Consider the following 13,272-nt stretch of genomic DNA (forward strand, 5'->3'; position numbering starts at 1 on the left):
AGAATCTTGTTAGTAACATATCAAATATTCTGCAGTGAGGTTAGCTATATGAATTTCCAACCGATAATTGCAAACTTTTTACTTTTGACTTTAACCTTGTTATGCCCAGTCTAAAGCTTTCTTTTTAATGATGTAGATAAAGCCTAACAACAATGTTCCCATAAATACGAACATCTCAATTAGACCATTCCAGCCTAACTCTCTAAAGTTAACCGCCCAAGGATACATGAAGATAACTTCAATATCAAAAAGCACGAATAAAATAGCTACTAAAAAGTATTTAATAGAAAAAGGTTGACGAGCATTACCCACTGATTTTACACCAGCCTCGAACGTGGTTAACTTATCGTTCGTTTTACGTTTTGGACCTAAAAAATGTGTTGCTACTAAGGTAACAACTACGAATCCTAAGGCAACAATTACCTGAAATATGATAGGAATAAAATCTTGTGCCGTACTAGTGGTTTCCATAAAATTTATTTTAACGCAAAATTAAAAGAAAAAGGCAGGATTACAAACCCTGCCTTTCATTTATAACTTTTATAAATTATTTTTTAACTGGTGCCTTTTTAGCTGGAGTAGCTGGCTGAGTTAAGAATTTGATATTATCTAACGCAGTTTGGTTGGTTGGAGCCAACGCTAAAACTTTGTTAAAATATTCTTTTGCTTTTTCCTTATCCGTAGTTGCTGCATAAGCGCCTAAGTTGTTATAAGCCTCAACCAATCCATTTGTTGCCGAAGCAGCTTTTTCTGGTTTAGTTACAGTAACTAATTCAACATACTTTTCGTAAAATGGAATTGCTAAGCCTTTAGGAGCTTCTTTATTGTCAATACCATCAACTGCTCTAGCAATACGAGCTCTATATAGATGCGCAACCTCATAGTCAGGTGCAACGGCTAATAATTTAGAAAATGCTGAATCAGCTTCAACTAATTTACTTCTATCCTCACCTTTAGAGTTCATGTATTTAGCCGAACCTAAATAGTAATAGTTCATCGCCAATAAAGGATTTTTAGAGTTTGACTCAACAACAGTTTTGAAAATTGGAGCAGCTCTAACAAAATCTTTATTAGTAAAGTATTTCTTACCAATTGTAGCCAATTCTTCAACTTTTGTTGAATCTAACTTAACCGCTTTAGTGATGTTAATAACTGCTAAGCTATCGTTTCCTGTTTCGCTATAAGCTCTACCCAAATAAAGGTAATCATCGCCTAAAATACGAGAAGCATCTTGTGTTCTACCGAACAACTCTTCCATGTATTTAACACCTTCTGCGTAGTTTTTATTCTCGATTGCAGAATAAGCTTGCATACGTTTTACAACAAAGTTTCTAGGATCATTAGCTTCTGCTTTTAACGTAGCAACCTCTTTGCCTAAAGTCTCAAAATCGCCAGCGTAAACCAAGAATTGAGCATAACGTAAACGAGAATCGAAAGATTTATCAGTTAAATCCAAGTATTTTCTCATGTTTCCTAATGCTTCGTTTCTTTTTGCTTCTGCAGTAGCTTTATCAGCACGTGACCATTGCATTTGGATCTCTGCTAGCTCACGGTAAGCCGGGCCATAGTTTGCATCAATTGCAATTGCTTCTTTTACTTTATTTTCAGCATCTGCAAAAGAAAATGCTTGTTTAAACATTCTGCCAATTTGTACAATAGAACGTGTTGAATTTGGATTGATATCTAAAGCTCTTAAATACATTGGATAAGCTTCAGAATTTTTAGTTTTTTGCGAAGCATAAAAATCCGCTAACGCGATAAATGTTTCTGGATCTTTGTCTTTCGAGTCCAATTCATCTGCTTTTTGCAAATTGGGCAAAGCTGAAGTATAATCTGGTGTTTCCTGATCGATGTACGCTCTACCAATAGCTAAATAAGTTTGATAGTTTTTAGCACCTAAAGATAGAGCTTTATCAAAGTTTGTTTTAGCTGAGGTAGGATTTTTCGCGATTAAATCTGCATGGCCTAAACCTACGTAATTTAATGCGTTTTTAGGATCTGCAGCAACACCAGCTGTATAAGTAGCTCTAGCTGAATCCACAACATCAGTTAATAAATAAACGTTACCAAGGTAAAAATAATTTTCACCCTCTTTTGCCTGGCTGCTAACCAATGTTTTAAGCATTGAAGTAGCCTTTTGGTACTGCTCAGCATCAATGGCCTTCTTCGCATCAGCTAAACTTTGAGCAAATGAGGCAGCACCCATCATTACTAAACCTAAACTTAAGGTTATCCCTTTCTTAATCATTTTCATCGTCATCATTTGTTTTAATTGAAATTACTAATACTGTGCTTAATATTTGGTTCTGCAACAATAATGTTTTTTCTATTAGTTGAATTATTTAGTTTACTTTCTTATGTTAAATTCTCTTGGTGCAATCTTATGAGGACCTAGTCCTGATTTGAGTACAATCAACTGTCCTCGCGGACTAGTTAACCAATTTGCAAATCCTGTGCCTAAACCGTCTCTTCCTTCGCCATTTAATATATAAACGTTTCTCAAAAAGGGGTAAATACCCTTCACAAGGTTATTTTGAGTAGGTTTATAATAGTTATCGCTTCCAGGTTTACCTTCCAAATTTTTAACACCCATTACTTTAATTTTTGGCAAATACGTCAAAATGGCATCATTACTCTCTAATAACCAATTAACGCCAACAATGCCGATGTAATTTTCGTGTTCTGCAACATACTTAATTACCTCATTATTGTTATTTAAAGTATACACCCCTTTTTTTGGCAAGGTTTTAACTTTGGCCGAATCAGTAAAATATCTTACGGTACTAGAATAAGCGTTATCAAATACTAAATTTTTGCCAGAGGTTGACTTGCCCTGCAAGATCTCAAAAACATCTTTAACGTTGATATTGCTATCGATATTATTCTTATTGGTAATCAGCGCAATGCCGTCTATAGCAAATCGGTCTGTAAAAACTGGAGTTTTTCGTTGCTTATAATAGTTTTCCTCGGCTTCTGTAAGCATTCTCGAGAGAATAATCATTTTTATTTTCCCGTTTAAAAAATCAGGAAGTATCTTATTTTCGTTACCAAGAATGGTTTTAATGGAAGTATTAGGATAATCGCTTTTGAAAACCAAAATCTGATCATCTAAAATTCGAGAAAAAGATTCATCAACCAGCAACTCCGTGGTTCCCGATGTTCTGGTTTCTGGCACCTTGTCTGTTTTTGCTCCCCTGTTACACGCAAGTAAAGTTGTAACAACAAGCGCAAAAGCTAATATTCTCATTTATTCGTCGTCCTTTTTATTTATTAATCTACTAAACCTAATTCCGGCATAAACTACCAATAAAACTGCGAAAGCTATTCTATAGGTTTGTGGAAATTTCTCATCGTCTATGTTAAGCTCATCGCTATAAAAGACTAATGCTACACCTAAACCTAAGAAAATTAGGATCATAAAAGCTCCTAAAATAAACAGAAATCGCTGTTGTGGCGATTTCTGTTTAAAGTTGAAATTGAACTTACCCAAGATTAGTTAGACAAGCTAAATTTAATTGGAATGTTATATTTCACACGTACTGGTTTACCATTTTGCATACCAGGATTCCAACGCTTACTTAATCTCAATACCCTTAGTGCTTCTTCGTCAGTTCCATAACCTAACTTACGATCTATCTTAAGGTCGGTTAACGAACCATCTTTTTCTACTGTGAAAGAAACGAATACGTTACCAGTAATGTTATTCTCAGCAGCCATTGGCGGATACTTAATGTTCTGTCCCAAATAAGCATAGAACTTGGCAATACCTCCAGGATATTCTGGCGGATTTTCCATACTTTGGAAACTATACACTGTGTTATCCTCAACTACCTGGGCTTGCTTAGGTCCTTCTCCAACTGGTGCAATCTGTACGATATCAGCAGTTGGGTCACCTTCCATAGTTTTTTGACCAGGATCCGCTTTTTTAAGGTCGTCCATTTTTGGCGGCTCCTCATCGCGAACTTCGTTATCTGGTTTTACCACTGGAGGTGGGAACTTAACCTGATCCTGCTTTGGTGGAGGTGGCTCAACCGGTGGCGGAGTTTTAACTTCAGGGTCAATTGGCGGCGGAGATTGAATTACAACCTCTACCTCTTTTTCTGGTGGTGGTTCTGGAACCATCCCCGAAAATAAAGCATAAATCCTTGGTGCAAGGAACAACAATATAAATACTGTTGATGCAATAAAAAGCGATTTAGTTGTATTCCAAGAGCTAGTTTGGCGAAGCTCGTAAGCTCCATAGCTTTTATTCTTTTTGGCAAATACAACATCAAGCCACTCTTTGTTAAATAAATCTATTTTAGATCCAAACATTGCTTAAATATTTTAATTATTTACTATTGTTTATATATACCTTCTTTAATCATGGCCTGACGCTCACTTTCCATCAAATTTGCTGGATCGTCATCAATTGCAGGCGCACTAACATTAGTTTTGGTAACGTTAAGTTCATCCATAATGTCTACAAAGTTTTTGTATGTAGAACCAGGAGCAGGTTTAATAATAACAATAATATCTTTACCCGTTTTTTCCTTAACTTTTTTCTTGTTTTCTAACAAAGATTTGGTTATTCCAGAAAATCCTTCAACTGTAGGTTGAGATTTTCCAGCTTCGCCCATGTACCACATTACCTTATTGTTTTTACCCAACAAGATGGTCATCGTTTGAGACTCTCTCAATTCTAACTTGTTATCTTTGTTTTTTTCGTCCTTATCGGGCTTAGCAATGTCCATTGCTAAAGGTTTAGATAAAGATGTGGTTAACATAAAGAAGGTAATTAACAAAAACGCTAAATCAACCATCGCGGTTAAATCTACACGTGTAGATTGTTTTTTACTTCTTACTTTTCCACCTTTACCACCCCCGCTGGAGGTATCTAATTCTGCCATGGCTTATTCCCCTGTTGTGATTAAACTAAATTTGTTAACTTTTTGCTTTTGAAGTACGTCAACAATTTTTCTAACCGTTGCATATTCTTCATCCGCATCTCCTTTAATACTGATACGCATATCTACACCATTCAATTCGGCATTTGCTAAACGGGCTTCTTTAACCCATCTAAAAAGCTCACCATTAATGGTAGAATCCGTAGGGATACCATTGAACTGTTTTTCCAAAGCAGTTCTTTGTTCGCCGTTCATGTTGATATATTGCTTCAAGTTTCCGAATGGAACGCCAAATGAAGTCATTACTCCGAAACGTTTCATTTCTTCTGCATTGAAAGAAGTTGAGTAAGCAGCAGCCATTTTTTGTAAGGTAAGCTGTTTTACGTCTTTTCCAATAATCTCCATGAACACTTTTCCTTTACCAACAGTTAATATGGCAAGATCTTTATCTGGCACCTTAAACTGAACAGATGAAGATGGTATCTTCACATCCAGTGGATCAGGCTGACGAGATGTTGCCGTTAATATAAAGAAAGTCAACAACAGGAAGGCTACGTCGCACATTGCGGTCATATCTACTGCGGTACTCTTTCTTGCAACTTTTGCTCTAGGCATAATATAAAAATTTTAATCTTCTAACTAATGATGTTAATTCTTCCGGTTTTCCATAAAGCCGGTAAAAAAAAATTAAAATAATTTTTATTTGTGCGTGCTCGCATAAGTTTGGATGATACTGAAACCAGCCTCATCAATTGCATAAGTCAATTTATCGATTTTCGAAGTTAAGATGTTATACATGATAATAGCTACAGTAGAAGTACCGATACCTGTTGCAGTGTTAATCAAAGCCTCAGAAATACCTGTTGCTAATGCTGCTTGATCTGGTGCTCCTGAGTTAGCTAAACCACCGAAGGCCTTGATCATACCTGTTACTGTACCTAATAGACCCATTAACGTACCAACTGATACCAAAGTAGCAATGATAGTTAAGTTTTGCTCTAACATCGGCATCTCTAATGAGGTAGCCTCTTCGATATCTTTTTGAATTGCAACAACTGATTGTTCAACGTCTAATCTTGTATCAGCTTCAACTTCGCTGTATTTTTTTAAACCTGATTTAATTACGTTAGCAACAGAACCTTCTTGTTTATCGCATTCTGCAACAGCTGCTGAAATGTTACCGCTGTTTAATAAACCTTGAATTTTTTTAACGAAAGCATCTAAGCTACCTTTACCAGTTGCTTTACCAATAACGATAAAACGCTCGATAGAGAATACAAATACCATTAAAAGCATACCCATTAAGATAGGCACGATGAATCCACCTTTGTAAGCCATACCACCGTAGTTACCTGGGAAAGGCAAGAAACTGTGTGTATCGTCATTATAAAAAGCTAATGATACAGCACTGTTTGCTTTTGCAACATCAGCTGGGATGTTAAAGTTTGTTGGTTTACCTAAAACGAAGATAAACAAGGCTACCCCGATTAATAAACAAATTGGAATAACTAGTGTAGCGAATAAGTTAGATGCAGTAGAAGAGCTCTCTTTTTTAACTGTTGTTGGTTTTGGTGCGTTTGCCATTTTTTTAGTTTTTAGTTTTAGTACTTGTTTTTAAAATTAGAAAAATTTTTAAATAAATAATAGTATTACACACAACGTTCGTTTCAAACTAAATGTTGCGTTAACAAATTTATAAATTGATTTTAAATTACAAATTAAATAATCGTTACACAATTAATTCGTTACGTAAGCCTGCCAGTTCAATTAACATGGTGTATAACAAAAAAGATTGCCTTGTGAGACAATCTTCCGCAATTAAAACTAAAAAATTAATTAAAAGCAAATTTTAAGCAAAAAAAATACCTTAAATCGCTATTTCGACAACTTTTGGCACCGATTTAAGTATTTCTTCGCTGGCAAAGTCTTCAAATTGTTTAAAGTTATTTAAAAATGCTTGCGCTAGTTCGTTAGCTTTTGAGTCGTAAGCTTGAGCATCAGACCAAGTGTTTCGAGGATTTAAAATTTCTGCCGGAACATTTTCACAAGAAGTTGGCATTAAAAGCCCAAAAACTGGGTGCTCAATAAAATCAACATGGTTTAAACTTCCATTTAACGCAGCAGTAATCATTGCTCTAGTATAACTTAGCTTCATCCTTTTACCTACTCCGTAACCGCCACCGCTCCATCCTGTATTTACTAGCCATACGTTTACGTTGTGTTTTTCCATTTTTTCGCCTAAAAGTTCTGCATACTTAGCAGGATGTAAAGGCAAAAATGCTTTTCCGAAACACGCCGAAAATGTGAGCTGTGGTTCGGTAACCCCAGCTTCGGTTCCGGCTACCTTAGCAGTATAACCAGAAATAAAGTGGAACATTGCCTGACCAGGGGTTAATTTTGATATAGGTGGTAATACGCCAAAGGCATCAGCAGTTAGAAAGAAAATATTTTGGGGTGTTGGCGCCACCGATGGCTCCATCGCATTAGCGATATAATTTATAGGATAAGCTACACGTGTATTTTCTGTTTTCTCAATGTTAGCAAAATCAACTTCTCTGCTATCTTCAAAATAGTTAGTATTTTCTATTAGCGAACCAAATTTGATAGCGCTAAATATCTGCGGTTCTTTTTCTTCTGTTAAATCAACGCACTTAGCATAACATCCGCCCTCGAAATTAAACACAGAATTTTCACTCCAACCGTGTTCATCATCGCCAATAAGCGCTCGTTTTGGATCTGCCGAAAGCGTGGTTTTTCCAGTTCCAGACAAGCCGAAGAAAATAGCGGTGTCGCCATCTACCCCTACATTTGCAGAACAGTGCATAGATAGTGTTCTCTTTTCTGTAGGCAATACGAAATTCAGAACAGAGAAAATTCCTTTTTTTATTTCACCTGTGTAGGCTGTTCCGCCGATTAAAATAACTTTTTTAGTAAAATTTAATATCGAGAAATTTTGCTGGCGTGTTCCATCCGTAGCAGGATCTGCCAAAAAAGAAGGGATGGCTATTATTGTCCACTCTGGCTTAGTGGGCAATTCACTTTGTGCATACCTTAAAAATAAATTATTGGCAAAAAGATTTTGGAATGCATGTTCTGTTACCACCCTAATGCTGGTCTGGTAAGCCGGATCAGCGCAAGCGTATGCGTCTCTAACATAAATCTGCTTATCTTTTAAATAGCTTGTAATTTTTGAGTAAAGCGCATCAAAATTCGCCTCGCTAATTTTTATATTAATATCTCCCCACCAAACAGCATCATTAGTTACAGCATCTGAAACTATAAAACGGTCTTTTGGAGATCTTCCGGTAAACTTACCGGTATCTATAGCCAATGCGCCGCTGGATGCGAGCGTGCCTTCTCCGTTCTTTAAAGCTTCTTCTACCAGCTCTGGTACGCTAAGTTGATATTTAACTGTTTTAGCATCCAATTTAAGATAAGTTAAATCGGGTTGCTGTACATTAATATTGCTCATATATTTGGTTTGATATGCAGCAAAGCTAAGCAGCTTTTAACTCAAAAACAGCGATTTTTATGGAAAAATTTTACTTATTGTGGCAAATACACTAACATTTAAATCACTGATAAACAATCTATTAAATCAATTTTAACCACCTGATTTTTTTATTTTATAACCTTCTTTTTGAAGGATTAAAAATACCTTTTCCTTAAAATCTCCCTGAATAAGAATTTCTCCATCTTTAGCCGCTCCACCAACGCCACATTTTGTCTTCAACATTTTAGCTAAGCTTTGAAAATCATCTTCGCTACCGCGATAACCGGTAATGAGTGTTACCGCCTTGCCTCCCCTGTTTTTGCGATCTAACATTACTCTCAAATCTTGTTGTGCATTAGGTATAGTTTCTTCAACATTATTGTCCTCATTTTCATAAATGAATGATGAATCAGTAGAATACATGATTCCACTAAAATCATTTAAGGTTTTCTTTTTCGGCTTGCTCATGGTTATTTAACTATAATTTTTAACGATGCAGGATTAATTTCAGCATTTATCTCTTTACCCATAACAAAAGGCTCTCCATCTAAATGAACTGCATCTTCCCGCTTACGTGTTATTTTTATTTGTTTTCCGCTAATAATTTCCACCATAGTAGATTTATGTGTTGTTGCTCTTATCATTTGGTAAGCCAATTGTGGCAATTTATAAAGTGGAAAAGGCTTGATGATACAGACATCTAACAAACCGTCAGTTAAGGAAGATTTTGGTGATATATGAACGTTATTTCCATACTGAGACGAATTTGCGATACTTAGCACCACCGCATCACGCTTATAAACCTTTCCGTCAATTTCTATTTGATAGTTTTGACCTTTATAATCTATAATCTCTTTTAAACCCAGTTCTACATAGCCGTTCAGGCCTCGGCCCTTATTACCTGCAAAAACAGAGCTGATGTGCGCATCAAAACCAACGCCCGCCATATTAAAGAAAAACCTATCGTTAAGTTTGGCAGTGTCTATAACGGTAATATTGAACTTATTAATTAACTGTATAGCTTTCTTAGCATCCATCGGGATTTTTAAGAAACGTGCTAATCCATTACCCGAACCGAATGGAATGATGCCCAAAACTTTGTCGAGTTGAACAACTTTCGATGCGATTTCATTTATGGTACCATCTCCACCTACCGCCACAATAATGTCAAAATTTTTGTTGCCTGCTTCTTCGGCTAATTCGCCAGCATGCCCCGCATATTCGGTAAAACTATAATTGGCTGTAAACTTCTCTTTATCCAAATACGCATCTATTAAGGCCGGAATTTTAGCTTTCTTCCTTCCGCCAGAAATAGGATTTATGATGAATAAAATGCTTGTTTTTATCACTTTTAGTGGATTAGTGCGCCACAAAATAATTGATATTTTTTGACTATTAATAATATATATACTAATTTCGCACCGTTAAAGTGGACTGATTTGCGATGCTATTGAAAAGTAGCGGGATTGCAACCACGTAAAAAAAAGTGCTAACATATACTACACTTCCTTTTACCGCCTTTTTTAAAGGATCAGACCTCATTTTACATATGGTTTTATTATAAAATTAAATATTTAAAATGTCGTATTTATTTACCTCAGAATCTGTTTCCGAAGGGCATCCAGATAAAATTGCAGATCAGATTTCGGATGCTTTGATTGACAACTTTCTAGCATTTGATACAGAATCTAAAGTTGCCTGCGAAACGTTGGTTACCACTGGTCAGGTTATTTTAGCTGGAGAAGTTAAATCAAAAACTTATCTTGATGTACAACAAATTGCTCGAGATGTAATTAAAAAAATTGGTTACACGAAGAGCGAGTACATGTTCGAAGCAAATTCTTGCGGTATTCTTTCGGCAATACATGAGCAATCTCAGGATATTAACCAAGGTGTTGACAGAAGCACTAAGGAAGAGCAAGGTGCGGGCGACCAAGGTATGATGTTCGGTTACGCTACAAACGAAACTGAAAACTATATGCCATTAGCACTTGACTTATCTCATGCTTTGCTAAGGGAATTGGCTAACTTAAGAAGAGAAAATTCTGAAATTACCTATTTGCGCCCTGATGCAAAATCTCAGGTAACATTAGAATATTCTGATGATAATCATCCGCAAAGAATTGATGCTATTGTTATCTCAACACAACACGATGATTTTGTACAGCCTAAATCTGATTCGAAGGAAGATAAGAACGCTGCAAACGATGAGATGCTGGTTAAAATTAAAAGCGATTTAATTTCGATTCTAATTCCTAGAATTAAGGCTAAATATCCTCAATACGCACATTTATTTAACGACGACATTACTTACCACATTAACCCAACCGGCGTATTTGTTATCGGCGGGCCACATGGCGATACAGGTTTAACCGGAAGAAAGATTATTGTAGACACTTACGGTGGTAAGGGTGCTCACGGTGGCGGCGCATTCTCTGGTAAAGATCCAAGTAAAGTAGATAGAAGTGCAGCTTATGCTACTCGTCATATTGCTAAAAACCTAGTTGCTGCAGGCATAGCCGATGAAATTTTAGTACAAGTTTCTTATGCTATTGGTGTTGCTAAACCAACTTCTATAAATGTAGTTACTTATGGCACTTCTAAAGTAGCTTTAACCGACGGAGAGATTAGCAAGAAAGTAGAAGCTATTTTTGATATGCGTCCGTATTTTATAGAGCAACGCTTAAAGTTAAGAAACCCAATTTATAGCGAAACCGCTGCTTACGGCCATATGGGGCGCCAGCCAGAAACTGTTACCAAAACATTTAGAACGCCTAATGGTGAGGAGAAAGTTGTAACAGTTGAACTATTTACTTGGGAGAAATTAGATTTTGTAGATAAAGTAAAAGCTGCTTTCGGTTTGTAATCGAAAAGTTTAATATACAGAAAAGGGATTTACGTTTGTAAATCCCTTTTCTGCTTTATAAGGAGGTGGTATTAAAACTTAATAGCAATTTGACCATTGGTTATTTCACCATCTTTAACATTCCATTTAGGTCCATTTTGTAATAACCTAATCGCTTCTTTGTCCATTTGTGCATCCGCACTTTTAACAATTTTTATTTGAGTAGGCAATCCCTTTTTATCTACCACAAAACCCAAAACAACTTCTTTATCAGTTTTTCCTTTTTTTAACAACTGATTATTTTCAGTTAAGTATGCCTCATAATTAGCCCAGCCTTTTTCTGGTACAGCAACGGCAACCGTTTTCGCTACAACTTTTCTAGCCACGTCACCACCTACTACAACTACTTCATTTAAGGCCGATGTGTTGGGCTCAAGTTGCACATTTATTGGCTGATTAGACCTAGCATCTACTGTTTTGGTGTTAAAGCCTAAATATGCAACTGCCAACCTTTCCGATGAATCACCGTTTATTCTAAAATCACCATTTCTGTCCGTTACTGTTCCTACATTGCGCCCCTCTATTTTAACAGACGCTCCAGGTACAGGGACGCCATTTTTATCGTACACCTTGCCTCTAAAAATGTTATTGGTATTCATTGAAACGCCAGGCGCTCTGCTTTGCAATTGCTGTATCGTCTCTCTTGCTACCGCTTCTTTTTTTGCATTAACAATAATTTCATCCACCGCTTCGTTCTTCGCAACTTTCTCTTCACTCCTTCTTAGCATCATTGCCGATGCCTCTGCTTTAGCTTCTGAGGGCACATCTAAAGGAGTTTGTTGCTCAATTACCGGAACAGTTTTAGCACTTCGAGGCTTTATCGTAGTAGCAACAATTGGCGCTTGTTCTACTTTTGCCTGTTCAGCATTTTTATCAGTAGATAGCGCTTTAGCATTTTTTGTTTCGCCTTTTGAGGTTTGTGGAGCAATAGCTACTTCAATATTTTTAGGTTGCCCTGTTAACATCTCGTCTTGTTTGGCACCTTTAAGCCAAAAAAGTACACTTACTGTAACAAACAATACCGCAGCCGTAGCTGCAATGCTCAAACGGTGCGAAGTTAATCGCCATCTTTTTTGCTCAACTGGTTTCTGCGCAACGCGTTGCTGTAACTGTTTTTGCAACAACGATAAATTTTGTGTTCGTTTTGGCGATTGACTTAAACCAGCCAAAGCCTCGGCCACGAAAGGATCTTCGAGCGAAAGCTTCTCTACCTGATGCATAGCTTTAGCATCAAGTTTACCATCTAGGTAATCTTCCAGTACATCAATATCTAACCACTCGTTATAGCTCACTGTTTTTCTCTATACAAATTTTTAAATTCCTTTTTCCATTTTGGATGTAGCTTTTAACCTTTAGCATGTCGTAGCCAGTAATATCGGCAACTTCCTTATAGCATTTTTCCTGCAGATAAAATAAATCTACGCTAGTTCGTTGCTCTACAGTAAGGGTTTCCATGCACTTTTCCATTATGGTTAACTGCGTTTCTTTTGTATTGTCTATATCCAGATGCACAAACTCTCCATTTTCCACAAAATTATCTTCCATGGCAACGGTAGGGTTTTTAGCCGATTTACGTAATGCCATTAAACAATGGTTTCTAGACAATACGTGCAACCAACTTTTAAAGTTTAGCACTTGATGAACCTTAAGCTTCACAATCAATTCTTCAAAAATCTGCATTACTGCATCTTTGCTTTGTTCCTCGTCTTTAAAATAGTTAAAGCAAACCCCATACACCAAGTGCATATACTTATTGTAAAGCGTACCCAACACCTCCAAATCGCCAGTTTGCTGGTAGCTGGCAATGAGCGAGGCATCGTCTTGCTCATTAATTTTGGATGTATTCTTTATAAACTTCAAATTGGGTGTTCGGCTTAATGTTCTTCAAGTATAAAAAATATTTTGCAGATGCACATTAAATTAAAGCCAAATACATTTTTATAACCGATGCCAAAAAAGAAAAATCAACCTAATTAATGGCAACAGTT

Annotated in this window: 14 protein-coding genes; 1 reads left to right on the forward strand and 13 read right to left on the reverse strand. The window is 36.5% G+C overall.

Annotation, left to right across the window (positions count from 1 at the left end):
* Positions 1–99: 99 nt before the first annotated feature.
* From DUT69_RS00210 to DUT69_RS00260, 11 genes are all read right to left on the reverse strand, one after another.
* Positions 100–471, reverse strand: coding sequence for an NADH-quinone oxidoreductase subunit A (locus DUT69_RS00210; protein WP_113651128.1), 372 nt, complete (start codon positions 469–471; stop codon positions 100–102).
* A 76-nt stretch (positions 472–547) separates the two neighbouring features.
* Positions 548–2,254: a tetratricopeptide repeat protein gene (locus DUT69_RS00215; RefSeq protein WP_162796140.1), complete on the reverse strand. Its 1,707-nt coding sequence runs from the start codon at positions 2,252–2,254 to the stop codon at positions 548–550.
* Positions 2,255–2,347: 93 nt separating this feature from the next.
* Positions 2,348–3,247: a PstS family phosphate ABC transporter substrate-binding protein gene (locus DUT69_RS00220; protein WP_113651130.1), complete on the reverse strand. Its 900-nt coding sequence runs from the start codon at positions 3,245–3,247 to the stop codon at positions 2,348–2,350.
* Complete coding sequence (locus tag DUT69_RS00225; protein WP_113651131.1) at positions 3,248–3,490, reverse strand: hypothetical protein; 243 nt, start codon at positions 3,488–3,490, stop codon at positions 3,248–3,250. It abuts the gene before it with no gap.
* 2 nt (positions 3,491–3,492) lie between these two features.
* Positions 3,493–4,314, reverse strand: coding sequence for an energy transducer TonB (locus DUT69_RS00230; protein WP_113651132.1), 822 nt, complete (start codon positions 4,312–4,314; stop codon positions 3,493–3,495).
* Between the two features lie 23 nt (positions 4,315–4,337).
* The gene (locus tag DUT69_RS00235; protein ID WP_113651133.1) at positions 4,338–4,889 is read right to left on the reverse strand and encodes an ExbD/TolR family protein; all 552 of its coding nucleotides are present in this window, start codon (positions 4,887–4,889) and stop codon (positions 4,338–4,340) included.
* Between the two features lie 3 nt (positions 4,890–4,892).
* Positions 4,893–5,501: an ExbD/TolR family protein gene (locus DUT69_RS00240; protein ID WP_113651134.1), complete on the reverse strand. Its 609-nt coding sequence runs from the start codon at positions 5,499–5,501 to the stop codon at positions 4,893–4,895.
* Positions 5,502–5,585: 84 nt separating this feature from the next.
* Entirely contained in the window at positions 5,586–6,470 is an 885-nt protein-coding gene (locus tag DUT69_RS00245; protein ID WP_113651135.1) for a MotA/TolQ/ExbB proton channel family protein, read from the reverse strand.
* Between the two features lie 283 nt (positions 6,471–6,753).
* Positions 6,754–8,358: a phosphoenolpyruvate carboxykinase (ATP) gene (pckA, locus tag DUT69_RS00250; RefSeq protein ID WP_113651136.1), complete on the reverse strand. Its 1,605-nt coding sequence runs from the start codon at positions 8,356–8,358 to the stop codon at positions 6,754–6,756.
* Positions 8,359–8,490: 132 nt separating this feature from the next.
* On the reverse strand, positions 8,491–8,847 hold the full coding sequence (locus DUT69_RS00255) for a translation initiation factor (protein ID WP_113651137.1): 357 nt from the start codon (positions 8,845–8,847) through the stop codon (positions 8,491–8,493).
* Positions 8,848–8,849: 2 nt separating this feature from the next.
* Positions 8,850–9,728: a diacylglycerol/lipid kinase family protein gene (locus DUT69_RS00260; RefSeq protein WP_113651138.1), complete on the reverse strand. Its 879-nt coding sequence runs from the start codon at positions 9,726–9,728 to the stop codon at positions 8,850–8,852.
* Between the two features lie 230 nt (positions 9,729–9,958).
* On the opposite strand from DUT69_RS00260, the gene metK reads away from it, so the two are divergent.
* Positions 9,959–11,245 carry a methionine adenosyltransferase gene (gene metK / locus DUT69_RS00265; RefSeq protein WP_113651139.1) on the forward strand — a complete coding sequence of 429 codons (1,287 nt, stop codon included), beginning with the start codon at positions 9,959–9,961 and terminating at the stop codon, positions 11,243–11,245.
* A gap of 71 nt (positions 11,246–11,316) precedes the next feature.
* On the opposite strand, the gene DUT69_RS00270 is transcribed toward metK, so the two are convergent.
* Positions 11,317–12,576 (reverse strand): carboxypeptidase-like regulatory domain-containing protein, encoded by a 1,260-nt coding sequence (locus DUT69_RS00270; RefSeq protein WP_113651140.1) that lies wholly within the window; start codon positions 12,574–12,576, stop codon positions 11,317–11,319.
* Positions 12,566–13,144 (reverse strand): RNA polymerase sigma factor, encoded by a 579-nt coding sequence (locus DUT69_RS00275; protein WP_113651141.1) that lies wholly within the window; start codon positions 13,142–13,144, stop codon positions 12,566–12,568. Before DUT69_RS00275 ends, DUT69_RS00270 begins: the two co-directional genes overlap by 11 nt.
* Positions 13,145–13,272 lie beyond the last annotated feature (128 nt).

Origin of the sequence: Pedobacter namyangjuensis (genome assembly GCF_003313325.1) — a bacterium.
Lineage (GTDB): Bacteria > Bacteroidota > Bacteroidia > Sphingobacteriales > Sphingobacteriaceae > Pedobacter > Pedobacter namyangjuensis.